We start from the raw sequence: 25,266 nt of genomic DNA, 5'->3' as shown, positions 1-25,266 counted from the left end.
TTTTATTGCGTGGAATTTTCGGCCTCCTTTGCAAAGTAATTCTCTTTATACCATAATTTCTTACAATAACATTATATACTAAATTTTGGGTGATGATAGCTGGTCTATGTGGCGCTGCTTAGTCTTGCTTTGGCTAATTGCATATGAAGCAAATTCTCACGCTGTTCCATCTCTACTTTAAAAAGGGATATCAGCAAGTCTTCCATTACGATCCCGTTAATTTTACCGTTTTGCTGCCGCACAAAGTTCAAAATAATATCTCTGCACGTTTCACACACTTGAATCATTCCGAGTAAATGAATCTCCTCTTGTTGGTAGATTTCTGCGACATCTTGCATGCTTGCTTCCTCCAATCCCTTGAACAAAATTTTTTGGCTTGTCATTTTAAATATGAAATAAGCAACAAATGCAGCTTCTACATCCCGATTAATGGTCATTAGTTTAACTCTGATCTTTAAACCGTGTCGCCCCTCCTCTTTCATTGCAGATTTAATATTGGTAGAATTGCATTAGCTGTACTCTCTTTACGCGCCACTATAGTCAACTAGTAATTGACTACACTTTAGATATTAGTAAATTAACAATTGACTGTCAAGGAGTTTTTATATGTTTAACAAAGAATCCTTTTCCGCAAGATTGCTTGAACTTCGCAATGAAAGGAAAGTAATGGCCAAAGATTTGGCAGAACATTTAGGCATCACAAAACAAGCCATGAGTTCGTTGGAAAAAGGAAAGAATATCCCAAGTGTTCCAACCCTCATTGCTCTTGCTGACTATTTCGACGTAAGCCTTGATTACCTGGTTGGCCGCTCGAATGACCGGACCTTGCTTTAATTTCCTTGCATCATCCGAACTGAGTCCCTTAGATAGAGGCTTCTTCTTTGCCAAGCTTTCCCGGATTTCTAACTAAAATGGCAAGTCATAGTTTTGTGCAGGAAGTTGCTTGCTATGTTAATAGTTAATGATCTTGAGCATGCAAAAAGGCTCATTTCTACTTATGGTTCAAGTTGAAATAAGCCTTAGCAAGTTTATCTAGCGTTCGTAAGTTGTTTTAGTATTTACTCTAATTTTTCACAGACCCCATATCCAAGAAAACTTGTGCAATCAGAGTTATGTAAATATCGATGCAACTATTAAAATGAATCCTGTCACTAGACCGACAGGGCCCCAATAATGCATAGGGATGAAAAACAGACTGTGCGAGGTTCCCATTTTATAGTGTTGTCCCGTTTCCACATCAACTAGCACTTTCCCTGATTGGGCGTTAAGTGCTTTCCCCATATACCAGATAATAAGTCCCGATACAATGAAGACGAAAGCCATCGGCAGCCTGGAATCTATTGACCTAAGCCCCAAAGCGGATAGTAAAAAATTAACTATAACAAACATAATCACTGGAACAACGATATTCAAAATTCCTAAACCTCTCCAAATAATCATATAAACATCCTTTCTGGTTGTATTTACGTTAATCGCAAGACTTTGCCGAAGACTGAATCACAATAACTTCTCGTAGGTCTATAATTCCCCATCTTAAAATCATCTACAGACCATTTTTTTAGATTTTTTGTTTGTTGCTTAACAACAAATTTTTCCCAAACCTCACTCAAAATACCCCTTGCACCTTTATTTTCAGCAGGAGAATAGCAATCGAAAACCTGTTAACTTTACATAATTTACACATTTTATGAAACCCTTTATATTAGAAATACCCCCACGGCTTAAAACCTCTGCCCCCGATTAATCTTTCCCATGCTTCTGTTGCATTGTCGCCTAATTTACCAGTACTGCAGTACACCTTTCCACTTTCTGAAACAAATAGCACTAGAAAATCGCTATCGATCAACCCTACAGGAACTAGTTTCTCTTGAGCATATTCTTCCTCTGCTTTGAAAGCTCCGTAGCTATTGAATCTTACACTTGTATTGTGCGTCTCATCGTTTATAGTATCTTCGATCACTAGATTTCCAAACTCTTTCAAAAATTTTTTCACTTCTGGAAAAACAAAAAAACCTATTTTCTCCAAATTTTCTTCTATTTCTTTAGTATCAATACTTCTTCCCTCATACCAACCAGAATCTCTTAAGATCTTTAAGGTTTCTTCACTCATCTTCACTTGCTTTTTCTCCCTAATCCATTGACAATAGTTCAGTAGTGCCAGATCTTCTTTATCTAAATAACCGGTTTATCTGAATGGGTATTGATCTTTAAACACCCTTTTATTCTTTTCATTAGTGAGTAGGAGGAATGATTTTCTACAAGCCTGTCTAGATCGTTCAACCGCAACAGCCTTCCAGATAGTTCAAGAATTTTAGAATACCCGATATCAAATAATCGAGTTATAAATTGAATATTGATTAGAACGTTCGTATCCACACCGTACGATTCGTGATTCATTTCTCGAAAACGTTCTATTCTTCCTAGACGAACGGCTAGCTTGCATTGTGGCATTGTTGGTTGTATTGAAAAAATGTTACACATAATTCTTGTCAGACCCTCTAATCTATTTTGTATTTTTCTTTAATTTGAATCATAATTTTTTTCGCTTCTTCTGCCTTTTCTTTATTTCTATCCATAAAAAATTCACATGCTACTTGTAAATAACAACATAACTCATCATGTGTAACAATATCATGCCAATCATCATCTATTCCATAATAAAACAGAACCTTATTCTCCCCAAAATAACCTTCATCCCCAATTTCATATTCATCTGAATAAACTACTCCGATAGTGTCCCTTCTTAGCACATTTTCATCTAAAAAACCAGTCAAAATTTTTATAAAATCGAAGTCTAATACAAATCTCGCTAAAACAGTAATAACAAAATCTTTACTTAGTCCATTCATTTTAAATCTATCAACTAGTAATTGATAATTTTCTTTGGAATTATCCATCGTTCTACTCACTCCATTCCAATACATGCCAGAAGTTTTCTATTTCACCTGTATCAACATTTCTTATACCTTCATATTTTAATCCATTAGTAGCAGTGCCTTGAATTAACTCCTTGCCCTGAGCTTCTAATTGTCTCACTTGATTCTGATTAATGCCATCTTCCATAGCCTCTTTACCAAATTTAACAATGTCATCACTCGATATAATATTTGGATCATATATTGTTTTTTTGAAAGGGTCTTTATTTTCTTTGGGGATATACTTATATTGACCTGTGCCAATCCCTCGATAATCCTTTATTTCAACCTTCATTCTGTATTCCAAATCATATATTCCATTAATATCAGGATGTGGTAATTTATTCACTTCTTCTAATACATACTTCCCATTTCCATCAAAATATTTCTTGAATTCATCGTAATTATGTCCACCGCTGACACCTTTCCAGTCCGTACATTTTGTGACTTCTCCGGTTAAATGTTCAACATAGTAACCCTCTTTATAATTGAGATTACCTGTCCCCTCAGGCCCCTCTTTATCCTCCAAACGCTTACGCTCTGCTTCGCGATGCTTACGCTCTTCTTCTTCCCGGCGCTTGCGCTCCTCCTCATCCTTACGCTTACGCTCTTCTTCTTTACGTTTGCGCTCCTCTTCCTCCCGGCGCTCACGTTCCTCTCTTTCCTTACGCTCACGCTCTTCTTCATCGTGGCGCTTACGCTGCTCTTCTTCATCCCGATGTTTGGGTTTATCCCGATCATGCCGGCCCGAGCCGCCGCGGCCGCCACCGCCCGTATGATCGCTTGCGCTGCTATATAGAGCATTGTAATCCTCACGCTTCATGATTGTAAACGTGTATCTGGGGCCGCCCTGCATGCCAATTCCGACGGGTACGGGCTGCTCCACTCTCGCAATCACATACGGAGAATTATCCTTCATCTCCTTCATCATCTTCTGGAGCAAGGCTCCAAGCGCATCCGACGGATTCGAGGCATCGAATCCGCCAGCTATATACTTCCCGTTCTTCGGCGGTCCGCTTGGGGCCGAGTCGCCTTCCGCGCTGCCGTGAGGCCGTTTCCCTGCGCCTTCTCCATGCTCGGATTCCTTCGCTTTGTTCTCGCTTGCCCCTTTTTTGAGGTCTTTCATGCTGATCTTTTTCCCGTCTTTGACCGCGTTCTTCAAGGTCTTGATTGCCGCTTTCGCTTCGCCGATTCCGACGAAGTTCAGTGCGACATCCACCTCGATCATCGTTCCCTTGAAGTCGGCCTCGCCAAGCTTGCGGTTTTCTTCCTCGCCGGTGACAAGCGGATTGTGCTGAAAGTCCCCCTGGTATTTCGTTTTAATCGGCTCTACATAATCTTCATACAACTGCTTCTTGACGTGCTCTATGGCATCGCTTCCCATCTCGGCCCATTGACCGTTCTTCACATGCTCGGCGACATACTGCGTTCCCGAGACCGCCGCTTTGGCGATGCTGTTTCGTTCCGCAAGCGGCGCCAGCGTGTTTCCGGTAATTTCCTCGTAGACGTGTTCGCCAAGAAGAACCGCCGGGGATGAGATTTCCACGGCATCCACGACAAAGCCCCATAGCCCTTTGACCCCTTCGATCAGCGCGTCTTGTTTTCCCTGCGCCCGGACGGCCTTGTTGCGTTTGGTCCGTTTCTCAATCAACCCGGACAGTCCCAGCTCGTCCCGCTGCTGCTCAAATGCGCTCTTGATCGGGGTATACTCCTGCGAGGAGGTCAGGTTCATCTTGATTTGGCCGCTGCTTGCTTTGAACCCGCCTTCGCCCAGCTCCAGCGTGTCCGACATCGTCTGGAGATGCAGGCTTTTCTCTCCGTACAGCATGACGCTGCGTCCATGAAGCTCCAAGTCGGCGCTCGAATTCATCCGAATGCAGGTGGCGCTGTCCATAAAGACGCCGATCCCCGACTGCATCGTGATATAAAGCAAGCCCTCCTTCGCCGTCATCGTCAGATCGTGGTTCCCCAACGTTATTTCTTTGCCTTGCGGATTCCCGAACGATTTCACGCCCGGGTCCTGCATTTTTCGGCCGCTCTTCTCGACAAATTCGCCCTGCGGCGCATGACGCACCGACTGGATCACCATCGCGTCGTCTTCCTCCGCGCTTGGAAAATACAGCTTGACCTTCGAGCCGGTCTCCGGCATGAGATACCATACCTGATTGCCCTCCGCGGCGTAAGGAAACCAGCGGGCGTCCTGCACGCTCTGCGCCTCGTCGATATCCAGATGGATCTTCACCTGATTGCGGCTGATCTTGAGGATGCTTCCCTCGATCGCAGCCCCGATGATCGGCAGGTTATAGGTCTTTTTCCGCTTGAGCCCTTGCGGCAGCGCACACGTGTACTCCCACTTGAGCGCCCCCTGTTCGATCGTCCCGCGCCGCTTCGTAATGACGAAGGCTTGCCCTTCCCGCAGCACTTCGTCCCCGATCTCAAGCATCGTCTCCAGCTCGAACCGGCAGCTCGTATAATCGCTCTCGTTGACGGCGGCTTGCCCGTTAGCGCTCGTCTCCCGGTACGCATCCATCTCCCGCTGAATCGTATACGGGACGTCCTCCAGCTTCACCTGCTTGCGCCCTTCGGGAATCCCGATCCAGAACCGGCTGCTGTGCGCCGTGATATCCGGCACCAGATCCGCTCCTACATGGGAAGCCAGCCGCCGCAGAAAGGCCCAGTCTGTCTCCTGATACTGCATCATGAACGTTCCCTGCTCCAGCTTGTCAAAGCTTCGATCGATGACCGCCGAGCCGGGATACGCCTCCAGGATGTGATCCACCACTTCCATATACCGCGCATCGACCTTTTGAAACGAGCGCGTCCTTGTCCCGATGTCCAGCTCATAGGTATGCGAAACCGCCGTTACGCTTACGCGGCACATACCGCGAACGACCTGGAGTCCGACCTCCTGAAGCTGCCCCATAAAAAGCGGACGCTCCTGCCCCGAAGCCTTCAGTTCAATCCGGTCGTAACGGCCGCTGCCGACGGCGATCGCATCTTCTTGCTCCGCATCCACGGTTCCCGTAAAATACAGCCTGGCATGATCGCCCATCTGCTGAACTAGCTCCAGGGCATCGAGCCGGATCGTTCCGTACGGCCAATGGACGTTTAAATCCGAATACGCGATGACGCGCTCTGTCTGCTGCATCGTCCCACCCCTTCAATCGGCCGCCGTCCGTTAATCCTGCCCGTCATGTTCTATCGTAATGGTGCCACCCAAAGAGCACGTTAACGTCGACTTGCTCAGCAGCGCTTGCTCGTTGTTAATCAGAAGATCTTCCTTGCCGCTCGACCATTTCCCGCAAATACCCGGGGTGCATACCGTATGCGGAGCGGTTATGGCATTCAGCTGATCCGCCCCGAACTCCAGAATCCCTTTAAGCAACGGGTTCGATTGTACCGGCAGGCTGTTGCTCGTCGTTCGGCTCCAGCCGGCGATATGGTCGAGGACGCCCCCCATCTTCGCCTGACAAAACCCGAAGCAGCCAATATTGTCGGGCGTGCAGTCCGCGACCGTCATCACGGGCTTCTTCTTAATGTACACACCGTGGCTTTTAGGCAAATTCAAGACGCCGGGGTCCGTGCCCAGGCTGCATTTCAGCGTTGCGCCGCGCACGACGTACTTCTGCTCCGCTTGAAGCAGACCTTTGACTATAGCTCCAATCAGCAGGTCCAGCATATGATCATCTCCTATATCCAATAGGTCTATTTGCGCCGCAATGCCCGGATCATGGCGGCAGACAACGGCTGCCACAGCTCCGCTCCTTCCAAAGGGAACTGAAAGCTGCCGAGCAGTAATCTTTCCTCCAACGATGTCATGAACAGCACTTGATATCCGTACCCTGTCGGCAGTTGAAATAACGATTCGCAGCAGCCTACCTGCAGCCCGTCCGCTTCCAGCATGATGGTTTCCATAATTTGCATATCCGATTTTAAGCTTTGCAGCTGCCGGAGCAGCGCATCCTGATACGGCTCGACCTGTTCCATGGCCAGCGCCTGCGTGGTCCATTTCAAGCCAAAAAGAACCTGCCGCCCCTTGTCCCGGAACAGGTGCTGGTCGTTCCCGCTCATGCCGTACTCCGTCGCCGCCAGTCCTCTCGGGACGGGCAGCAATAACCGCGGCAAACGAAAGCTCACCCGCTCCCCGAGCAGCCGGTGTTCGTCGAATTCGATCACTTGATCCGGCAGCTCGATCCTCCCCTCCTGCACCCCTCGATCCCAATCCTCCTGCGAGATCGAACCGTCGTTCTCAGCGCTTTTCTCCATCTGCTCTTGAATCTGCCGTTTATGGTCGATATCTAGCAGCAATTCGTCCCAATAGGTCGTCATCCGGCCCTCCGTTACGCCTGTTCGATTTTCTGCAAAATAAATCCCGTCCAATGTCTGCGCAGCAAACTTTCCGCCACATCGAGGCTAACCACGATATACGGCTCCAGAATGCCTTGTATGGCGAACATATGGTGCCCCTTCACTTGCTCCCGGTCCAATACGAGCCGTTTCAGCGTGCCTCCGGGGTGAAACTCGCTTTGCGGGGAAAGGCACTCGACAGCCGGCACCTGCATGACCCAGTAGGAGTGCTGCCCGCTTTGTTTCGTATCGATCAGTTCCATCCGCTTAAACCGGATGTGACGGTTATATTTCTCCATGAGGCTCTTCATCCGGTCCGATGCCATGCGCATCGGCTTGCCCAGCCAATCGACGTACTCGCAGGTTCGGCTATACTCAACAGGCAGGACCGCAACCGGTGGAAGCTCCTCGAATTTCACGTTGTTTCCGAGCCCGGCGGGCTGCGCTTTATCGATAATCCGTTCGTCATCCAGCAGCAAAAAATAATCGCGCATTCCATCAGCCCCTCTCTACCCGGATACCCACCGGATCGATGCGATTTGCGCTTCGCTAAGCCACGGCCGCAGCCGCTCCCGGTCCCGCTCCGCAAATACCGCCTGATTCAGGTTAGCGCCCTCGAAGTTCGCTTCGGGCAAGTCCGCATGCAGGAAGTTGGCGCCTTCCAGGTCGGCGTTGGCGAAGTTTACGCCCAATAGCCCCGGGGTACGGTGAAGCTTGTCGGCGAAGCCTTGGCCGTCTGCCATGCGAAAATTCGCCCCTATCAAATCGCAATCCCGAAAATCGGCATCGCACAGCTGCGAATAACTGAAATCCGTGTGGCGCAGCCGACAGCCGTGCCAGCGCGTTCCAATAAGCACGCAACCGTTGAACGTGCAGGATGTCAGATCGCTGCCGCTGAAATCCGAATAGCGCAAATCCAGTTCATCGTAATGGCCCTGGGAAAGCGGCAGCCCCCGAAAGCTCTCGTACGAGCAATCCGCTCCCTGCTTCTGCTCAAGCCGCCGCCTGATCTGCTGCACATCCTGCTGCCCCCGGTCCTCCACATAAAGCGGCTCGCTCCTATCTTTAAATTCGCCGATCCGAATTTGCAGGCGATCGGCCTTGGCAATCTGCTGAAATTCGGGAAGCTTCACCGCTTCCGGGATCGCCCAGCGGGCGAGAGCCGTGACAAACTGGCTGAAATAGTCGATCTCCTGCACCACAAGACGTTCCGAATCGGCGGAATGAAGGATATTCATATAGGCTTTGCGGCTGTCGTCCAGAACCGACAGGAGCGGGCGAATCCCTTGAAACGCCCAACCCGCATCGTAGGCGGCGTCGCAATACGCCGTATCCCAATACCAATCGTCCGAATACGCCTCGATCAAGTAGGTGTTGGCGCCTTCCCTTATCGACGTGCGCAGCATGGAATAGTGAATGTAGGCAATCGGCGCTTTTTCCTGCCGTTCCTGCATCGCCTTAATCTTTAGGCATAGCTCCCGGAACGACGTTACGAATCCGGCCGCAAGCTGCCTCTTGTGTTGGCGGAAATCGGCGTCCAGAGCCGAGATTCGTTCCGTAAGCGCAGGGTCCAACACATGTTCGCGCAAATGCAGCAGCGCTTCCTCCTTGCCCATCTCTCTCCTGCCCCCAGCCTAGTTCATCTTAATTTCCGAGCCTTTGAACTCCATATGGTTTTCCAGCGTGATCACATTTTCTTCTTTGCCCTTCAGCTCCAGCTTGTTCGCTTTGATCTTCAGATTTTTCGAAGTCATAAGGATGTCTTCGTCGGCAGAAATGATCACGTTATGGTCGCTTTTAATTTCGATTCCTTCTTTATCGCTGATGGTGATGTGCATTTTGCCCGATGAGATGACGATTCGGTCCGGGGCCAGCATAATTTGTTTTCCGTACTTGGTCTGAAACGTCTTGATAGCCGGATCGCTCATCCGGTCCTCCCCGGAATCTCCATGGCGGGCGGCCGACGCCGAACGGCTTGGTGGACTCTCCCGCTGTACCGAGCTGATCGCAATGCCTTCCTCTTCCTTGTTGCTTGGAAAATAAATGCGGATACGGTCGTTCACTTCCGGCATGCAGTACCAGCCCGTATTGTTCTCGGAAGCATAGATCGTCGAATAGGGAAACCAATAATCCGTGCTCGGGTCCACCTGTTCGTCCATATCCAGCTTGGCGCGGACGGTATCTTTGCGGATCTGGAGCACATGCCCTTGGATGGAAGCCCCGATAATCGCGTTGTTGAATATCCGTGGCTGCGCCAGCCCCTGACGCGGATACAATTGGTAGGTATACGTGAGAAGGCTGTCCTTCATTTGCGCAACCGCTTGGCCCACGACGAGCGGCTTGGACTTGAAGACGACCTCCTGGCCTACGTCCAGCAGCCGGGCGCACTCGACCTCGTAGACGATATAATCGGCTTCCCCGATGCCGGGAATATGATTCTCCGAAGCGTTCCGGTAATCGGCGATATGCTTCTTAAACGTATAGTGCGCAGCCTGGATTTCGACGACAGACTCGTTCCTCGGCAGGCCGAAATAAAACTTGGGGCTGTCAAAGCCCGTTGTCGGAATCAGTCCCGTATAAAACCGGGACGCCATGCGCTGCAGAAACTGCCAGTCCGTTTCCTCATACTGCATGACGAAGCTCCCGATCGCCTCGCCGTCCGAAGCGTAGTCGATGACATCGGCTTGGTCGTAGCCGGACAGAATGTCGCGGAGCAGCTCGGTATAGGGCATTTTTGGATTTTGGAAGGAGCGTTTGTGCAGCTTCACGTCCAGCAAGCAGGTATGCGAGGCAGCTTCGACCGTTAAGTAATAAATACCGCGGACGGCCTGCACCTGAATGTTCCGGATGATCCCTTGAAACCACGTTTTTTGTTCTCCATCGTCGTCGGTCAGGACGACTTTGACCTGCGTTTGCGCGTTGGCCATTTGGACGTAGCTGTCCCTTCGTTCTTCCGGCACAATCCCGGTTAAAGTCAGCTTTGCATGATCGTTGAAGGCTTTGATCACTTGCAAATCTTGCAGATTCGTCAATTCAAAAGGTCCCACTTCGATGTTTCCATAGGTGATGACCGAAACTCCCATGCGGATCTCTCCCCAATATGATCAACTGAGGTGCTTATTTGTAATTTTTGTCATTTCGCATATGTCTTTATCGACCTTGTTTATTGAAAACTTTAGGTTTTTAGCAATAAAGTGGTAAGTTTCACAAAAGCAGAACCAGCAGTTTCCAGTCCGGCCCCCCGGACACAAAAAAACAGGCCCAAACCCGGAATATCCGGGCCTGAGCCTAGTCTCAAAACCAACTTTGCGCTTAAACGAGTCAACCGCAGTCAAGCATTCGCCATCCGGCAATTGAGCCCAGAGCACAGAAATGTCCGGAGCTACAATCCAAACGACCAATAAATAATCATCGGCAAATATAAGAAGCTTGCAACCGTCGTTATGGCAACATTTAACGCTACCAACTCTTGGTCTCCTCCATATTTCTCCATAAGCACAACGGAATTGATGGCGGAAGGCATGGAAGATTGAACAAACAGCACGGATGCAATAAGGCCATGTATCCCTAGCAGAGTGAGGGTTAGCCAGGACAAAAGCGGTACTCCGACGATTCGCATGATGATTGCAATCCACAGTTCTCGTCGCAAGCTGCTGCGCCAGTTCGCTTTTTTCAGTTGCATGCCCAGCATCAGCAAAACAATGGCCGCATAAGCACCGCCAATGAGCTTGAATCCATCCTGTAAGCTCGAAGGCAGCGGGATATGGAAAACATACAAAATCAATCCGACAGCCGCAGCATAAATAAGCGGATTGTGCGCCATTTTGGAAACGGCTTGGCCGGGGCTGAATGAGCTTCGCGACGCAATGTACAGACCGAGCGTGTTTACAAGCACGATATGCAGAATCACATTCGTTACGCCGATCGCGAAGCCTTGTGTCCCAAAGGCCAACAACAGCAAAGGCAGTCCATAATTGTTGGAGTTGGCAAAAATCGTCGTCAGCTCCATGGCCCGCAGCGAAGGGGAGCTGAAGCGGAAAAGCTTGCCTGCACCGAAGGCCGCCGCCCAGCACAGAAAGGTTTGAACCAAGGTGAATAATGCAATATGACCAAAAGAGGACCCGTTTAAGCTGCTCTCGGAAAGCGAGCTTATGATCAGGCACGGGGACAGTACGAACAAGCTTACATCAGCGAGCACCTTGGAGTCGGGCGATTTGTACTTCTGATACAAGTAGCCTAAGACGCAAGCTAAAAGTATAGGGATGCTTACAGAACCGAAAATGCTGGCGTAATTGCCCACGCAGTGCCGCCTTCTTTCTATGCATGAATTTACTATTGATAGTAAAGAGAATATTTTAATTCATGAAATATATAAAAAATATAATTTTTATAGTTAAAAACTATAATATTCGGCAACGGCGGAGCGACCGTAACGGCTTTCCGAATTATTGCCGGAAAAATCCGTCCGTCTCCGCATACCCTAGCGAGTGCTTCCGCAAGAGAGGCTCCAGCTCCTCGAAGAAAGTCGGCGCTTGGGCCGGAGCTTCAAGCTTGTCGGTATCCAGTGCGTACACGGCTATCCGGTAAAGATGGTCCCCGGAATAGCGCGGCGGCTCCATGCCGTAGTAACCGTTCAGCTCGACTGCGCCGTTCTTGAGATGACCGGCCGCACCTTCAGGTAGTCCGTTGTCCGTAACCGGTATGTTCAGCACGCTCCAGTGAACGAAGTTGTCCGCTATCGGATGCACATCGTACATGACAACAGCGAACGATTTGGTCCCTTCCGGAACGCCCTCCCATCCGACAGGTAAACTGATATTTTGCCCGCCGACAACGCCTTCGTGTGCATATTGAACCGGAATCGTGCCGTATTCCTGGAACGCATCCGACCAGACCCGGAAGCCCGATGCGGCCGGTTTGGCGGAGGCAGACAGAACGCGTTCCGCGGAATCCCAGCGAAGCTCCAAGCCTAGCGCAGCCTCAACCAGCCTGGCGGAAACGAACGCGTTCCCGTTCTCAAGCACCGCCTCCTGGTCAAGCTCATAGGCAACTCCGTTCACAATCGCTTTCTTCTCCCCCAGCTTCTGTCCGGCGGTCATCCCCTTGCCCTCCGCATGCCAAGCTTGCTCGCTCGAATCCCAAGTCACGACCGCGCCAGCCGCTTCGAATACCTCACGAACGGGCACGAGCATGCGGGTATTGATCATCTCGCCCTTCGTTTCTAATTTCTTTCCGTTCACCTTGACCGTAAACGGCGTGTTCCACTGAGTATAGCTCGCCACATTCCGCATGACATCTTTTGTTGAAGCGGCGGAATCCGTTTTTTCCGCTGCGGTGGAAACCGCCGGCATAAACAGAGCCATCACAAGACCGCCCGCAAGAAGGTTACGGCTATACCGAAATTTCATCGTCATCGTCCATTTCTCCTTTTAACCGATTCTGAGGTACAATACAATTAGCAGCACTGCATTTGTAACATATTTTTCGTTCGTCGACGATATTCATGTTATATTGAATCTATCAAAATGTCAATACGGAGCGTGAACAGATTTGTTGTCGGTAGAGAAACAGATGCTCTTTCTTTTATCCAAAGCTGACGAACTGGAAACACAGGATATGATCCGAATCTACGAAAAACGGGGATACTCCGCCCCCTATATACGCAATGGACTGTCGCGTCTAAAAAAGGACCGTTATGTCATTTCTCCATCCCGGTCCGCCTACCGTATAACCGAGGTAGGACGAACGTTCATTCGCACGATCAACCGCAAACCGGAGCATTACACTCTTTCTTGGGACGGTTGCTGGCATCTGGTGTTGACTTCATTTCCCGAGACCGATCGCAAGCGTCGCGACCAGCTGCGGGCGGATTTGCTGCAAACCGGTTTCGGACAGTTGCACGCCGGTGTTTACATTTCACCTTGGCCTTATCGGGAGGAGCTTGACGAGCTGCTCCGCAAGCATAAGGCCGAGGGGTATGCGACCGTGTTCGCCGGTCGTCTCGAGCATGGGGAGGCACCTCGGGACATAGCGGCGAAAGTATGGCCTCTGGCCGATACGGCGCAGATGTATGAGGAGAAGCGGCGCTGGTTTTCGGAGGAATTCAAGCCTATACTGCTTAAAGCTGCAGGAAACGCCCCAGACGATGCGAAGAAGATGGAAACCGACCCGCTGGAGCTGTTCATCCTGTATCTGGAGCTTGGCGAACAGATCAACGAGCTGTACTTGATCGATCCGATGCTGCCGGAGGAGCTGCTCCCCGAAGACTGGTCAGCCCAAAGGATTCTCCGTCAGTTGACCGAATGCATGGCGCAAATTAAGGCGGCGATTCCGCACGACTCCGCCTACTCCCGTTATGTCAACTAGCTGTTCCGCTCCGCAAAAGCCGCCTGATTCAGGTGGGCGCCTGCCAAGTCGGCATTAGCGAGCTTTACGCCGAATAGTCCCCCTGACCTGAATGTTCCGAAGGCACGAAAAAACAGGCCCGGAGCCCGGAATATCCGGGCCTGAGCCTGTTTTCAAAATAAATCCAGCTGCCGTGGGGCGAACGGCTTCGTCGGCAAACCGAGCAGCTCCAGCATCTGCATCGCATTCGCCGCGGCGTCGCCGCCCGAGTTGTTGTTGAAAATAACGCAAATCTCCTTGCTCCGCTCCTGCAGCTTTGCGAGATGCTCTTTCCACTCCGCGAGCTCGTCCGCGTTATACCGGTACAAGTAGCGGACCTCCCGCCAGTTTGGGCCGCCTCCTTGGTTCCAGTTGGCCGCGTTGCGGCCGTGCATGCGGACGATCGTGACGTCCGGGTCCGTCGGATGCAGCACGGTCGGCACCGAGCCGACGCCGGCCTGCGGCTCGTCGCAGACGCTGTGAATCCAGCCTTCTTTTTCCATAAAAGCCAGCGTCTTTGCCTTCATCTCTCCGTCGAACCAGCTCTGGTGACGAAATTCCAGCGCCACGGGCAAGTCGCCCATCCGCCGCTTCGCCTCCCGGAGCTGCTCGACGTTCAGCCGGTTGCAGTCAAACCAAGGCGGGTACTGGAACAGCACCGCCTTCAGCTTGCCCACTACCCGCAGCGGCTCGACCGATTCGCGGAACGCTTGAAACATATGGTCCGCATCCTCGAAAGGGCTGTTCCCGCGCTGATGCCCGGTCATGCCTTGGTAGGCTTTGACCACGAAAGCGAAGCCGTCCGGCGTATCCGCCGCCCATCGCTCGAAGTTGGCGGACGACTGCACGGCATAGAACGAGCTGTCTACCTCGACAAGCGAAAAGTACCGGCCGTACACCTTCAGTTTATCGCGGGCCGGGAGGCCCTGCTCGTATAAGTCGCTATGGTCGCCCCATCCGGCCAAGCCGATTCGGATCATGAACGTGTGCCTCCTTGCCTTGCTGTGCCTTACTTTCTATCCTATTTCCGACAATATCACCGAAATGACGATGCCTGCCGCAGCGATCCAAAACAGCTTCGATTTGAAATATCTTTTCACCGCGTTATCCTGTCGTTTGAATTCTTTAGCAGGGTCATGCTGCATGTACAAATCCGTGGTGTACGCAGAGACGCCGGTATACCGCCATCCTCCGCCCACAAAACTCAAAATAAGCATCAGCAATGAGGCCATAAACAAATAGTCCGAAACGGTTTGCATTTTAATTCCTCCTCGGCATCCTGTTTTGGGTCTACCTATTTCAAGCGATCCGTCACTTCTGCTGCGCGCCTTCGGAAGCCGCAGGCTTCACCAGCTCAAGCAGCCGCCGTACCGCTTCCTCCACGGTAAGCTGCTCCGCTTCCGGCGCTTGGCGCTCCTTGTACTCGACCACCCGCTCGCCTGCTTTCTTGCCGACGACGATGCGAACCGGGAGGCCGATCAGATCGGCGTCCTTGAACTTGACGCCCGGCCGTTCCTCGCGGTCGTCCAGCAGCGCCTCGACGCCCAACGCGTGCAGCCGCTCGTACAACTCTTCCGCCAGCTTCCGCTGGGTATCGTCCGCCACGGCTACCGGAATGATATGCGCGTGAAACGGCGCCAGGGACAGCGGCCAGACGATGCCCTGCTCGTCGTGGTGCTGCTCCAGCACCGCGGACAACAGCCGGGAGACGCCGATGCCATAGCAGCCCATAATGACGTCGTGCTCCGTGCCGGAGACGCCCGTCACTCTCGCGCCCAGCGCCGTGCTGTATTTCGTGCCGAGCTTGAACACATGCCCGACCTCGATCCCCCGGTGCAGCGTCAACGGCTCGCCGCAGCGGACGCAGCGATCGCCGAGCCGCACCTCGCGGAAATCCCCTGTGTGCGCCAGTGAGAAATCCCGGCCCGGCCGGACATGGCGGTAGTGGTAGTCCCGCTCGTTCGCGCCGGCGATGCCTTCGCTCAAGGCGGCGACCTCGCGGTCGACCAGCAGAGGCACGTTCAGCCCGACCGGTCCGGCAAAACCGACCGGCGCGCCGGTAACGGTCTGCACCGTCTCTGCATCGGCCAGCTCAAGCCGATCCGTGCCCAAAGCCCGCTGTACCTTTAATTCGTTCACTTCGTCGGCGCCCCGGACCACGACGGCCACCGGCTTTCCGTCCGCCACATACAACAACGTCTTCATTAGCCGCGAGGCCTCCGGTCCGAGCAGCTCCGTCAGCTGCGCAATCGTGCGAATGTCCGGCGTATGCCAGCGCTCCAGCGGCGGCGCGGCTTCCTCAACTGCCGCGGCTTGCACGGCGGCCGCTTCCGCCTTCTCCAGATTGGCCGCGTAGCCGCAGCCGTCACAGGCGACGACCGTGTCCTCCCCGATCTCCGCCAGCGCCATAAATTCGTGCGTCTCGCCCTCGCCGCCGATCGCGCCCGCATCCGCTTCCACCGCCCGGTAATTCAGCCCGCAGCGGGTGAAAATCCGGTGATACGCCTCGTACATCGCCCGGTAGGTCGCATCCAGCCCTTCCCAGTCCGTATCGAACGAATACGCGTCCTTCATCAGAAATTCCCGCCCGCGCAGCAGGCCGTACCTCGGACGCCGCTCGTCGCGGAACTTCGTCTGAATCTGGTACACCGTCAGCGGCAGCTTGCGGTACGAGCTGATCTCGTCCCGGACGAGCGCCGTAACGACCTCCTCGTGCGTCGGCCCAAGCGCGAACTCCCGGTCGTGCCGGTCGCGCAGCCGGACAAGCTCCGGACCGTATACGTCGTACCGGCCGGACTCCCGCCACAGCTCGGCAGGCTGCATGGCCGGCAGCAGCACCTCCTGCGCGCCGATCCGGTCCATCTCCTCCCGGACGATCGCCTCCGCCTTGCGAAGCGCGCGACGGCCGAGCGGCAAATACGTGTACACCCCCGCCGCAAGCGGTCGGATCAAGCCAGCCCGCAGCATCAGCCGGTGGCTGACCGCCTCGGCATCCGACGGGACTTCCCGCAGAGTAGGCATAAGCAGATTTTGTTGTCGCATGGAAATCCCTCCAAGTTCGGATATAAAAAATAAACACGTCTTCGTCAGGGACGAAAACGTGTCGTGGTACCACCCTTGGTTCAACCGCATGTGCCTCGGATTGCAGGCGCGCGCGGTCCTTCATTCGGATAACGGGGGAGGCCCGGCAGCGGATACGTCCAGCTCAGTTCCCCGCTGCAGCTACAAGGTGGGGCGAAGCATACGGCGGTTGGGGGTCTTTCAGCCTCGGACGCCCTCTCTGGCGCAACCGGTCGCACGTTCCATGTCCTTGATCGTTGCTTTTCGCTTCATAAAACATTCGAGCAATCACGATGTTGTATGTTCCAATTTACACCAATTCAACCAAAGTTGCAAGTGCTTCCAATCAGCTTCTTCTTCCGCGCCGGACACCATTTTTCTCCAGAATCCGCCACCCCGAAGCAGCACGGAAAGTAACCCGGCCCGCGCTTGCATCCTTCCAAGGACTCGCACCGTAATACGGGGTATAAAGGAGCTGATCCATTCATGACGATACATGATAACGCTCATTCGCTGCCTGCCCCCGAGACGAAAGACGAGTTCCGGCAGGCGCTTCTCGACATCGAGGCATGGGAGGCAAGCCAGAAAGATTTGTGGTTCTGGGAGAAGCTCGGCAGGCTGCCCTTCCAGCTGCTTGACCGGCTCACGCCGAAGGCGCTGCAGAACAAGCTGGCGCAGGCCGTAGACGAGGTCGGAAGCTTCGTGCAAACAGGCGGCCGATATCTGATCTCGGAGCAAAGCGTGCTCGACGAGTTGAACCGGCAGCTCGCGAGCCGACAGAGCAACCCTGCGCTTGCCGGTGCGCACACCTTAGGCGAGGTCGCCTCGCTGCCGCTCGCCGTCATGGACGGCGCCGCGGACGAATTCGCCCGCAGCCGCACCCTCTTCGCGACGGCTCAAGGGGCGACGACCGGCTTCGGCGGCATCTTTACGCTCGCCATCGACATTCCGGCCATCCTCGGCTTGTCGCTCAAGGTGCTGCAGGAGATGGCGATGGTGTACGGCTACGATCCGAACGACAAGCGCGAGCGCGTCTTCGTGATCAAGTGCCTGCAGTTCGCTTCCTCCGACATCGTCGGGAAGAAGGCCGTGCTGGAGGAGCTGGCCGACTTCGACAACGAGCACCGACAGCGGGATGCGATCTCGCAGCTTCAGGGATGGCGCGAGGTCGTGACGATCTACCGCGACAACTTCGGCTGGAAGAAGCTGTTCCAGCTTGTCCCGGTCGCCGGGATGATCTTCGGCGCGGTGCTGAACCGCAGCACGCTGCAGGATGTCGCCGAAGCGGGCAAAATGCTGTACCGCAAGCGCCGGGTGCTGGAGCGGCTCCGCAGCGGCTAGAAGCGCAGCGCTTCGCCCGGCCCCAGCGAGTGCAGCCCGGCGAAGCCCTCCGCGGCCAGCGCTGCGCAGAGCGCGTCCGTCGCGCTGCGTCCCGTATGCACCGGGACCGACTGACGGCTGCCGAAAGCCCGCAGCATCCGCCTGACATCGGTCAGGCCTTGGTGCACCTTGTAGCGGATCGCTTCAACCGAGCAGCCGCCCCCGCTCTCCGGCTCGTCCAGCAGACGCTGCCCGAAGCTGCCCGCGGCCAGATGGCCGGTTAAGATGACGCAGCCGTTCCCCGCGGCGGCCAACCTGCGGTAGTACCACTGCGCGCGCTCCGACTGCATCATGCCGTCGGCGGTAAAATAAAGCGCGCTCCGCCCCGCGGCCAGCGCCTGCTCCCGCTCCGCATCCGTCGCCACTGCGACGACGCGCGGGTCTTCCAGGCAGCGCCGAATCCGCTCGGCCGCGCCCGGCTTCAGCCATTCGGGCCGGTCGAGCATCGGGCCGAACGCCTGAAGCAGCTCCCGCTCCGCGACGAGCGGAACGCCCGGGAACCGCTCCCGCGCCCAGACGAGCATGTCCTGCCCGCGCCCGAAGGCGGGAACCGGCAGCAGCACGGAGCCGCCTTGCGCCAGCGCCTGCCCGATCCGGGCGGCAAGCCGTTCCAGCAGGACCGGCTGCGCCTCGGCGTCCATCCCGTAAGCGGCGTCGATCACCGCGAGATCGGCAGGCTGGTGGCCCGCCGTCCCCGGCGGCAATGCCTCCGGCCCATCCGCCGCAAGCAGCACGGACTCCGAAGAGTAATCGCCGGAGAAAAAGACCCGCTTGCCCTCCAGTTCCAGCATCAGCCAGACGGAGCCGACCAAGTGCCCGCTCCGGCCCCAGCAGACTTTAACGTGAGGAGCCGCGTCAATCCACTCCCCCGAAGCTCCGGCCTCCTCCAAATACGCGAACCGGATCGCCTCCACATGCTCGTCGCCATACAGCAGCTCTGCCGACTGTCCTCTGACATATTTTTTCCAGGAAGCGAAATACGTGTCCAGTTGCTGCGCCGTCGCCCGGGTCGTCCAGACGACGCCGCGATAGCCATGCTTGTACAGCAGCGGCAGCGCCATCGAATGATCCTCGTGCGCATGGGACAAAAAAACGGCATTCAGCCGCGGAATGACGTTCGGGTCGACGAGCGGGTATTGTCCCGCACCCGTCTTTTTGACGCCGCAATCCAGCAGTACGCCGATGCGGTCATTGTGTAGGAGGTAGCTGGAGCGGCCGTGTTCGCCCGCCCCGCCCCAAATATCGAGCTGCATGAGATCTCAATCCACTTTCTGTTTTGAACTTAACCGGTCGATCCCGAGCAGCATCAGCGTCGTCAGACCGACCGAGACGACCGCCATGGCCATGCCGAGCGACACTTTCCCCTGCTCGAACTGCGCGAAAATATACGTGGCCGACGTTTCCATCGAAGGCGGCAAAATCATCAGCGACGCCACCAGCTCGCGGACCGAGATGGTGAACGTCATCATCCAGCCCGCCAGCATGCCCGGGACGATGAGCGGCAGCAAAATGCGGCGGAATACGTAGGCCGGCCGGCCGCCGAACACTTGCCCCGCTTGAAACAGCGCCTCGTCAAGCTGGGAGAAATTCGCTTTGACGTACTGCACCGTGTACGGCAGAAAAAAGACGACATATGTCAGAACGACCATCCCGTACGTGTTGTACAGCGGCACGGGCATCCATGGCGCGTTCCACAGCAGAATCAGGCCGACGACCAGCACGATGCCCGGCACCGTGTTCGGCAGCAGGCTGAACAAGTCGGTCATCCGCTGCGGCCATGTTTTCGACTGCTTGATCGTCAGCGCGAACCACGTACCCAGAAGCACTGAGATCGTCGCTGCCGCCAGCGACAAGCCGAGGCTGTTCAGCAGCGCGGTCATGCTTTTGGAGCCCCAGGTCAGCAGCTCCACGTAATGATTCAGCGTCAGATTGCTCCAGGCGAGCCCGACGCCCCGCAGCTTCATCATTGAAGCGGAAATAATCGAAAAGTAAGGAACGCCCACGGACAACACCAGCAGCACGATCACATAACCCCAAGCCAATAGCCGCGTCAGTCCGCTTAGCGGATAGATTTTGCTCCGCGTTCCCTTGCCGCCGACCAAACGGTACGTATACCGCCGGGTGACGACCGTCTGCGCGTACCACAGCAGCAGGCACGTGCTCAGCAGCACGGAAGCGAGCGCCGTCGCTTTGCCGAAATCGATCGGCCAACTGGAAATGTACTTATGAATTTCCGAGGTCAGCACGTAAAAGCCGATTTTACGGCCGAAGGTGGCCGGCGTGCCAAATTCGGCGATCGTCTTGACGAAGATGAGCAGCGCCCCCATTGCGTAGCTGGACAACAGCAGCGGCAGCACGATCCTTCGGAAGCTGTAGAAGAAACGGCCTCCGTGGACGGCGGCGGCGTCCTCCTTGCTCCCGCCGATCTGCAATAACGCGTTGCGGAGGATCAAATAAAGAAAAGGGAACAAGTGCAGACTCATGATCGCCACCATGCCGAAGACGCTGAAAAATTTCGGCGTCCACGTCTCCGCCATAGGAAGAAGCTGCTCCATGTAGCCGTTTTTTTGCATGAACAAAATCCAGCCCATCGAACCGATGTACGGCGGCGTCATGAACGGGATCAGCAGCACGATATCCAGCCATGCGTGCCGGCCGAGGCTTGTTTTAGCCAATATCCAAGCAAGCGGCAGCGCCAGCGCCGTCGTTCCGAGCACAACGCATAGGCCCAGCCAGATCGAGTTCCAGAATACTTCGCCGAGCTTGTTCTCCAGAATGGTCCGCAGCGGCGCGGACAAATCCAGCGTCTGCTCCGGATAGACGCTCGTCAGAAAGATGAAAAAAAGCGGGACGACCACCAGGATCGCCAAAAGAAACAAGGCGAGGGTCATCCCTACCGTTCGAATCGAAATCCAGCTTCTTACCTGCATGCCTTCACCGTCTTATTTGAACATTTGGGTAAATTTCTTCGTCACCGCGTCGCCGTTCGTGTCCATCCACGTCCAATCGATCTTCATCTGCGTGATTTGATCGACGCTCGCGCGGTCCTTCGCCTTCACGTCCTTCCGACCCGGCAGCAGGTAGGTGTCCGCCACCATCTTCTGCGCTTCGTCGGACAGCAAGTAATCGATGAACGCTTTGGCGTTATCCTGGTTTTTGCTCGACTTCAGAATCGCCGCCGGGCGGGGGCTAATGACCGTACCGCTGGCCGGATACACCATGTCCACCGGTTCGCCCTTCGCCTTCGCTTGGTACGTCATATAGTCGACGCCTGCCGCTACGATGCTTTTCGCCCCGGTGATGACCGGATCAAGCGCCTCTTGGTTTGCACCCGCCAGAGCGACGCCGTTTTTCTTGTATTGATCGAACAGGTCCCAGCCGCCGTCGCCCTTAGTGCTCAGATAGCCGGTGATGAAATCCAGCGCGGAGCCGGACAGCGCCGGATCGGGGATGTTGACCTTGCCCTTCCACTCGTCCTTGGCGAGATCGCTCCATTCCTTCGGAGGCGTCTTCACCTGCTTCGTGTTATACACGATGCCGAGCGCGGAGGCGCTGTAGCCGAAGAAATGACCGTCCTTGTCGGACCAATCCGGGACCAGCTTGTCGGCGTTGGCCGCGTTTTTGTATTCCAGGGTGAGCCCGCTCTTTTTGAGCCCTTGGGCCGACGGCAGGGAAGCCAGCACGACGACGTCGACGACCGGGTTCGCCTTCTCGGCTTCCATCCGGGCCAAAATTTTGCCCGTCGTCCCCTGGAACATTTCCACCTTCACGCCGGTTTTCGCTTCGTACCCTTTCTGAATGCTTTCGGCCAGCTCCTTCGGTCCGGCGCTGTAGACGACCAGCTTGCCCCCGAGCTTCTTGTCCTCTTTCTTGTCATCTGTCTTAGCAGTCGCCTGCTCCGTCTTCGGCGCAGAGGCTGCGCCCGTGTTCGCGGATTTGTCCGCAGCCGTCGTTCCGCAGCCGGCGATACCGAAGCCCATCACAGCCGTCAGCAGCAGCAAAGCCCCGTTTTTCAATCCCTTCCCCTTGTTCATCTGTCGTTCCTCCTCTTTCTATTCGCTAATATGGTGAATATGCTGCGGCGATACGTACACCGTCACGCGTTCTCCCGCCTGCAAGCGGGTGGAATGATAAGCCGTCCATTGGCCTATCCCCCCCATGTCCAGCCCGATCTCGTAGCGGTCCCCGACATAGCTGACGCTGCGGATCGTGCCCGGGTAAGCCGTAGCCGCACCTTCCTCCGGCTCCGACCAGCGAACGTACTCCGGACGAAGCAAGCTGCGGTCCGGCACAAGCCAGTTCGACTTACCAATGAAGCGGGCGACGAACGGATGGGCCGGCGTCCGGTAAATGTCCTCGGGTGCGCCCTGCTGCAAAATGCGGCCCTCCTGCATGACGACGATCTCATCGGACATCGACATGGCCTCCGTCTGATCGTGCGTCACGTACAGCGCCGTCAGCCCGATGTCCCGCACCAGGCTCATCAGCTCCAGCCGCATTTCGTCCCGCAGCACGGCGTCCAGGGCGCTGAGCGGTTCGTCGAACAGCACAAGCTGCGGCCTCAGCGCAACGGCCCGGGCGAACGCTACGCGCTGCTGCTGCCCGCCCGACAACTGGTGCGGGTACCGCTTCTCCATCCCTTGCAGCCGCACCTGCGCTACCGCTTCCTCCACCCGCCGCTTGAGCTCTTTCGTTTGTCCGGTGGCGCGCAGGCCGAAGGCGACATTTTCGAACACGGTCATATGCGGCCACAAGGCGAAGTCCTGAAAGACCATGCCAAAATGCCGCTTATGCGCCGGCAAATCGATCCGCTTCTCGGCCGAGAACAAGCACTCGTCTCCGAGCAGGATCTCTCCCCGGTCCGGCCGCTCCAGCCCGGCGATCATCCGCAGCAGCGTCGTCTTCCCGCAGCCCGAAGGCCCGAGCAGCGTCGTAAACCGCCCTTTCCTGATGACCAGATCCGTCCGGCGTAAGGCCTGCATCGCTCCGAATGATTTTTCCAACCCCCGTATGACCACATCCATGCTGCAACCCATCCTATCTTGCAATCTAGCTCTAGTTTACATGGCGAAATGCAGAAGATTGTCAGCGGGACGTAAAGATTGTGTTAATTAATTCAATGGGTACTATTCATTCTCATAGATTTTTTCTATACTGTGGGAAAATGCGGAGCCGAACAAGGGGAGTGGGCACATTGAACTTCAGTCTGCTGAAGCTGGAAATCGTGGAGCTGTTGGAGAAGCACAAAAAAATTACCGCCGTCGCCGAGCAGCTTGGGCTCAAGCAGCCGACGGTGACGTTCCATATGAAGAGTATGGAGCAGGAGCTTGGGGTGCAACTGTTCGAGACGCGCGCGGGCAAAACGATGCTGACCGAGGCCGGCCGGTCGCTCTACCACTACGCGGTCAAAATCAACGCGCTGGCGCAGGAAGCGGGGCGGGTCGTCAAAGAATTCGACGAGTTGGGCCGCGGCACGCTGAAGATCGGCGCCAGCTACGTGCCGGGAACGTACCTGCTGCCGAAGGTTCTGAGCGGCTTCGCCAAAGCGTATCCGCGAATCACCTTGTCTTTGCAGGTCAAGACGGCCCCCGTCATCCGGGAGCTGCTCCGCAATCACGAGATCGATCTCGGCCTCCTGTCCACCGAGCCGTTCCAATCGGCTCCACTGATCGCCGAAACCGTCTGCGAGGACGAGCTGGTCGTCGTCTTTGCGCCGCGTCACCGGCTGGCCGCCCACCCGCAGTTGTATCCCGACCAGCTCGCCGAGGCGCCTTTTCTACTCCACGGGCCGGAATCCAGCACGCGGCAAATGACCGACCGGTGGGCGCAGCGCAACCGCGTCCAGTTGAAAGCACATATGGAGCTCGATTCGCTGGAAGCGATCAAGCAGGTCGTCATGCAGGGGGAGAGCGTGTCGTTCGTTTCGCGGCAGGCCGTGCAGCGGGAAGTGGAGCGCGGGGAGCTCGAATTTCGCCCGATTCCGCAAAATCCGTTCAAACGCTACGTGTACTGCGCGTACAATGCGGACCGGCGGCAATCCGCCGTCATGGAACGGTTCATCGACTTTTTGCGGAAAGAAGCCCAGTGAATCTAGTATTTATATCAATTTCCAAATTTTTCTTTACAAAAACAACATATCTGCTTAACATCTAGATAACATACGATCATTACAGTCTAGCGTGTAAGCCTATTCCAAAACATGAAGGAGTTGTCGATGATGAACAAACGATCCAAATGGATTGGGGCGCTGTCCGCGGTCGTCCTGACCGCCGCTTTGACGGTATCGTCCGTCTTCCCTGCCGCGTCTGTCAAAGCTGCAAGCAACCTGGTGCCAGATTACGAGGTGAAGCTGCTCATGCCCGCGAGCGTCGTGCTGGGCTCGGACGACAAGCTGAAGAGCGAGGTCCGCAGCGCGTTCGGCATACCGGACAGCGTGACGAAGATGAACGTGCAGTTTCTGGATACGGACGGCAAAGACATTTACAGCAACGGCTGGAGTCCCCGCATTCGGAAGAAGGAAGGCGACAGCAAGTTCGAGCTGAGCTACAAGAAGCGCTATCCGATCGTCAACGGCAATATCGATGCGGCGCTGACGAAGGCTAATCAGGAAGGCTTCGACGCGTCGGACACGAACTACGAGGCGCAGGTGGAATGGGGCTACCAGAACAAGACGCTCAGCATCACACGCTCCAAAGACGTCAAAAAATCCGGCTACAGCGGCATGGATCTCCCCTCGGTCAAAGACTCCCGCCAGCTGCTGATCGATAACGCCCCAGGCAAATTCGACAAGTGGCTGTACGCCGGTTGGGGCTCCGAGAAGCTGCAAAAGTCCCGCATCTACGGCCCGGTTCTGGCCAAGCGGTACACCGGCACCTATAGCGGCCTGAAAACGTACATCGAAGTGTGGCCGATCCGCAGCGCAAACGGCTCCGGTACGGAGAACGTAGTTGAAATTTCGTTCAAAACGGACGACCGGGACACCGCCTCGCAGAAGCATGACGAGCTGGTGACTTATCTGAAAAACAAAGGCTGGTTCCTGGCCCAGGATTCGCTGAAAACGCAGCTGATTATGGACCGCTACTAAGCCTGCGCGAGCCGGGCGGATAAGCAAGCTTTTGCCGCACGGCACACCGCCGTTTTCGCATAACATACCAAAGGAGCTGTTCCCGTCCGCAACCGT

Annotated in this window: 24 protein-coding genes; 5 read left to right on the top strand and 19 right to left on the bottom strand. The window is 54.9% G+C overall.

What is annotated here, in order from left to right; translation table 11 throughout:
- Positions 1–104: 104 nt before the first annotated feature.
- Complete coding sequence (locus tag PEL01S_RS13780; protein WP_127460682.1) at positions 105–437, bottom strand: hypothetical protein; 333 nt, start codon at positions 435–437, stop codon at positions 105–107.
- 169 nt (positions 438–606) lie between these two features.
- Between PEL01S_RS13780 and PEL01S_RS13775 the strand changes: the two genes are divergently transcribed.
- The gene (locus PEL01S_RS13775; protein ID WP_010500131.1) at positions 607–834 is read left to right on the top strand and encodes a helix-turn-helix domain-containing protein; all 228 of its coding nucleotides are present in this window, start codon (positions 607–609) and stop codon (positions 832–834) included.
- A gap of 276 nt (positions 835–1,110) precedes the next feature.
- On the opposite strand, the gene PEL01S_RS35290 is transcribed toward PEL01S_RS13775, so the two are convergent.
- The 11 genes from PEL01S_RS35290 to PEL01S_RS13720 form a co-directional block, all read right to left on the bottom strand.
- Positions 1,111–1,440: a hypothetical protein gene (locus tag PEL01S_RS35290; RefSeq protein WP_127460681.1), complete on the bottom strand. Its 330-nt coding sequence runs from the start codon at positions 1,438–1,440 to the stop codon at positions 1,111–1,113.
- Positions 1,441–1,702: 262 nt separating this feature from the next.
- Positions 1,703–2,110 carry an SUKH-3 domain-containing protein gene (locus tag PEL01S_RS13765; RefSeq protein ID WP_127460680.1) on the bottom strand — a complete coding sequence of 136 codons (408 nt, stop codon included), beginning with the start codon at positions 2,108–2,110 and terminating at the stop codon, positions 1,703–1,705.
- A gap of 388 nt (positions 2,111–2,498) precedes the next feature.
- Complete coding sequence (gene cdiI, locus PEL01S_RS13760; RefSeq protein WP_127460679.1) at positions 2,499–2,897, bottom strand: ribonuclease toxin immunity protein CdiI; 399 nt, start codon at positions 2,895–2,897, stop codon at positions 2,499–2,501.
- 4 nt (positions 2,898–2,901) lie between these two features.
- On the bottom strand, positions 2,902–6,063 hold the full coding sequence (locus tag PEL01S_RS13755) for a CdiA family toxin C-terminal domain-containing protein (protein WP_127460678.1): 3,162 nt from the start codon (positions 6,061–6,063) through the stop codon (positions 2,902–2,904).
- A 30-nt stretch (positions 6,064–6,093) separates the two neighbouring features.
- Positions 6,094–6,594: a DUF4280 domain-containing protein gene (locus PEL01S_RS13750; protein WP_063181035.1), complete on the bottom strand. Its 501-nt coding sequence runs from the start codon at positions 6,592–6,594 to the stop codon at positions 6,094–6,096.
- A 26-nt stretch (positions 6,595–6,620) separates the two neighbouring features.
- A complete protein-coding gene (locus PEL01S_RS13745) occupies positions 6,621–7,244 on the bottom strand; it encodes a hypothetical protein (protein WP_127460677.1) in 624 nt (207 codons plus the stop codon).
- Between the two features lie 11 nt (positions 7,245–7,255).
- On the bottom strand, positions 7,256–7,756 hold the full coding sequence (locus PEL01S_RS13740; protein ID WP_127460676.1) for an imm11 family protein: 501 nt from the start codon (positions 7,754–7,756) through the stop codon (positions 7,256–7,258).
- Positions 7,757–7,771: 15 nt separating this feature from the next.
- The gene (locus tag PEL01S_RS13735; RefSeq protein ID WP_127460675.1) at positions 7,772–8,878 is read right to left on the bottom strand and encodes a pentapeptide repeat-containing protein; all 1,107 of its coding nucleotides are present in this window, start codon (positions 8,876–8,878) and stop codon (positions 7,772–7,774) included.
- A gap of 18 nt (positions 8,879–8,896) precedes the next feature.
- Positions 8,897–10,345: a contractile injection system protein, VgrG/Pvc8 family gene (locus PEL01S_RS13730; protein WP_127460674.1), complete on the bottom strand. Its 1,449-nt coding sequence runs from the start codon at positions 10,343–10,345 to the stop codon at positions 8,897–8,899.
- Between the two features lie 299 nt (positions 10,346–10,644).
- Positions 10,645–11,562, bottom strand: a complete 918-nt coding sequence (locus PEL01S_RS13725; RefSeq protein ID WP_127460673.1) for an AEC family transporter — start codon at positions 11,560–11,562, stop codon at positions 10,645–10,647.
- A 145-nt stretch (positions 11,563–11,707) separates the two neighbouring features.
- Entirely contained in the window at positions 11,708–12,676 is a 969-nt protein-coding gene (locus PEL01S_RS13720) for a YbhB/YbcL family Raf kinase inhibitor-like protein (protein ID WP_127460672.1), read from the bottom strand.
- A 202-nt stretch (positions 12,677–12,878) separates the two neighbouring features.
- Here PEL01S_RS13720 and PEL01S_RS13715 point away from each other — a divergent pair, with 202 nt between their 5' ends.
- Entirely contained in the window at positions 12,879–13,628 is a 750-nt protein-coding gene (locus tag PEL01S_RS13715) for a PaaX family transcriptional regulator C-terminal domain-containing protein (protein ID WP_239551592.1), read from the top strand.
- Between the two features lie 152 nt (positions 13,629–13,780).
- Here PEL01S_RS13715 and PEL01S_RS13710 read toward each other — a convergent pair whose 3' ends face one another.
- The 3 genes from PEL01S_RS13710 to PEL01S_RS13700 are packed head-to-tail and all read right to left on the bottom strand — an operon-like array spanning position 13,781 to position 16,688.
- The gene (locus tag PEL01S_RS13710) at positions 13,781–14,626 is read right to left on the bottom strand and encodes a DUF72 domain-containing protein (RefSeq protein WP_127460670.1); all 846 of its coding nucleotides are present in this window, start codon (positions 14,624–14,626) and stop codon (positions 13,781–13,783) included.
- A gap of 36 nt (positions 14,627–14,662) precedes the next feature.
- Positions 14,663–14,905 (bottom strand): hypothetical protein, encoded by a 243-nt coding sequence (locus PEL01S_RS13705; protein WP_108534508.1) that lies wholly within the window; start codon positions 14,903–14,905, stop codon positions 14,663–14,665.
- Between the two features lie 52 nt (positions 14,906–14,957).
- Entirely contained in the window at positions 14,958–16,688 is a 1,731-nt protein-coding gene (locus PEL01S_RS13700) for a proline--tRNA ligase (protein WP_127460669.1), read from the bottom strand.
- A gap of 504 nt (positions 16,689–17,192) precedes the next feature.
- Here PEL01S_RS13700 and PEL01S_RS13695 point away from each other — a divergent pair.
- Positions 17,193–18,047, top strand: coding sequence for an EcsC family protein (locus PEL01S_RS13695; RefSeq protein WP_127460668.1), 855 nt, complete (start codon positions 17,193–17,195; stop codon positions 18,045–18,047).
- Here the strand turns inward: PEL01S_RS13695 and PEL01S_RS13690 are convergent.
- From PEL01S_RS13690 to PEL01S_RS13675, 4 genes are read right to left on the bottom strand one after another with little or no spacing between them, the layout of a single operon-like run.
- Entirely contained in the window at positions 18,044–19,339 is a 1,296-nt protein-coding gene (locus PEL01S_RS13690; RefSeq protein WP_127460667.1) for an MBL fold metallo-hydrolase, read from the bottom strand. The genes PEL01S_RS13695 and PEL01S_RS13690 overlap by 4 nt on opposite strands.
- Before the next feature lie 6 nt (positions 19,340–19,345).
- Positions 19,346–21,016 carry an ABC transporter permease gene (locus PEL01S_RS13685; RefSeq protein WP_127460666.1) on the bottom strand — a complete coding sequence of 557 codons (1,671 nt, stop codon included), beginning with the start codon at positions 21,014–21,016 and terminating at the stop codon, positions 19,346–19,348.
- A gap of 12 nt (positions 21,017–21,028) precedes the next feature.
- Positions 21,029–22,120, bottom strand: a complete 1,092-nt coding sequence (locus tag PEL01S_RS13680) for an ABC transporter substrate-binding protein (RefSeq protein WP_127460665.1) — start codon at positions 22,118–22,120, stop codon at positions 21,029–21,031.
- Between the two features lie 18 nt (positions 22,121–22,138).
- Entirely contained in the window at positions 22,139–23,110 is a 972-nt protein-coding gene (locus PEL01S_RS13675; protein WP_127460664.1) for an ABC transporter ATP-binding protein, read from the bottom strand.
- Between the two features lie 170 nt (positions 23,111–23,280).
- Here PEL01S_RS13675 and PEL01S_RS13670 point away from each other — a divergent pair, with 170 nt between their 5' ends.
- Positions 23,281–24,174 (top strand): LysR substrate-binding domain-containing protein, encoded by an 894-nt coding sequence (locus PEL01S_RS13670; RefSeq protein ID WP_127460663.1) that lies wholly within the window; start codon positions 23,281–23,283, stop codon positions 24,172–24,174.
- 129 nt (positions 24,175–24,303) lie between these two features.
- Positions 24,304–25,170: a hypothetical protein gene (locus tag PEL01S_RS13665; RefSeq protein ID WP_127460721.1), complete on the top strand. Its 867-nt coding sequence runs from the start codon at positions 24,304–24,306 to the stop codon at positions 25,168–25,170.
- The last annotated feature ends 96 nt before the right edge of the window (positions 25,171–25,266 follow it).

Origin of the sequence: Paenibacillus elgii NBRC 100335, assembly GCF_004000865.1 — a bacterium.
Classification (GTDB): domain Bacteria; phylum Bacillota; class Bacilli; order Paenibacillales; family NBRC-103111; genus Paenibacillus_G; species Paenibacillus_G elgii.
This window is presented reverse-complemented; position numbering and strand designations above follow the sequence as displayed.

Bases quoted from the DNA above. Each gene is read 5' to 3' on its own strand.
- PEL01S_RS13780 (WP_127460682.1), bottom strand. From the start codon at position 437: ATGACCATTAATCGGGATGTAGAAGCTGCATTTGTTGCTTATTTCATA.
- PEL01S_RS13775 (WP_010500131.1), top strand. From the start codon at position 607: ATGTTTAACAAAGAATCCTTTTCCGCAAGATTGCTTGAACTTCGCAAT.
- PEL01S_RS35290 (WP_127460681.1), bottom strand. From the start codon at position 1,440: ATGATTATTTGGAGAGGTTTAGGAATTTTGAATATCGTTGTTCCAGTG.
- PEL01S_RS13765 (WP_127460680.1), bottom strand. From the start codon at position 2,110: ATGAGTGAAGAAACCTTAAAGATCTTAAGAGATTCTGGTTGGTATGAG.
- cdiI (WP_127460679.1), bottom strand. From the start codon at position 2,897: ATGGATAATTCCAAAGAAAATTATCAATTACTAGTTGATAGATTTAAA.
- PEL01S_RS13755 (WP_127460678.1), bottom strand. From the start codon at position 6,063: ATGCAGCAGACAGAGCGCGTCATCGCGTATTCGGATTTAAACGTCCAT.
- PEL01S_RS13750 (WP_063181035.1), bottom strand. From the start codon at position 6,594: ATGCTGGACCTGCTGATTGGAGCTATAGTCAAAGGTCTGCTTCAAGCG.
- PEL01S_RS13745 (WP_127460677.1), bottom strand. From the start codon at position 7,244: ATGACGACCTATTGGGACGAATTGCTGCTAGATATCGACCATAAACGG.
- PEL01S_RS13740 (WP_127460676.1), bottom strand. From the start codon at position 7,756: ATGCGCGATTATTTTTTGCTGCTGGATGACGAACGGATTATCGATAAA.
- PEL01S_RS13735 (WP_127460675.1), bottom strand. From the start codon at position 8,878: ATGGGCAAGGAGGAAGCGCTGCTGCATTTGCGCGAACATGTGTTGGAC.
- PEL01S_RS13730 (WP_127460674.1), bottom strand. From the start codon at position 10,345: ATGGGAGTTTCGGTCATCACCTATGGAAACATCGAAGTGGGACCTTTT.
- PEL01S_RS13720 (WP_127460672.1), bottom strand. From the start codon at position 12,676: ATGACGATGAAATTTCGGTATAGCCGTAACCTTCTTGCGGGCGGTCTT.
- PEL01S_RS13715 (WP_239551592.1), top strand. From the start codon at position 12,879: ATGATCCGAATCTACGAAAAACGGGGATACTCCGCCCCCTATATACGC.
- PEL01S_RS13710 (WP_127460670.1), bottom strand. From the start codon at position 14,626: ATGATCCGAATCGGCTTGGCCGGATGGGGCGACCATAGCGACTTATAC.
- PEL01S_RS13705 (WP_108534508.1), bottom strand. From the start codon at position 14,905: ATGCAAACCGTTTCGGACTATTTGTTTATGGCCTCATTGCTGATGCTT.
- PEL01S_RS13700 (WP_127460669.1), bottom strand. From the start codon at position 16,688: ATGCGACAACAAAATCTGCTTATGCCTACTCTGCGGGAAGTCCCGTCG.
- PEL01S_RS13695 (WP_127460668.1), top strand. From the start codon at position 17,193: ATGACGATACATGATAACGCTCATTCGCTGCCTGCCCCCGAGACGAAA.
- PEL01S_RS13690 (WP_127460667.1), bottom strand. From the start codon at position 19,339: ATGCAGCTCGATATTTGGGGCGGGGCGGGCGAACACGGCCGCTCCAGC.
- PEL01S_RS13685 (WP_127460666.1), bottom strand. From the start codon at position 21,016: ATGCAGGTAAGAAGCTGGATTTCGATTCGAACGGTAGGGATGACCCTC.
- PEL01S_RS13680 (WP_127460665.1), bottom strand. From the start codon at position 22,120: ATGAACAAGGGGAAGGGATTGAAAAACGGGGCTTTGCTGCTGCTGACG.
- PEL01S_RS13675 (WP_127460664.1), bottom strand. From the start codon at position 23,110: ATGGATGTGGTCATACGGGGGTTGGAAAAATCATTCGGAGCGATGCAG.
- PEL01S_RS13665 (WP_127460721.1), top strand. From the start codon at position 24,304: ATGAACAAACGATCCAAATGGATTGGGGCGCTGTCCGCGGTCGTCCTG.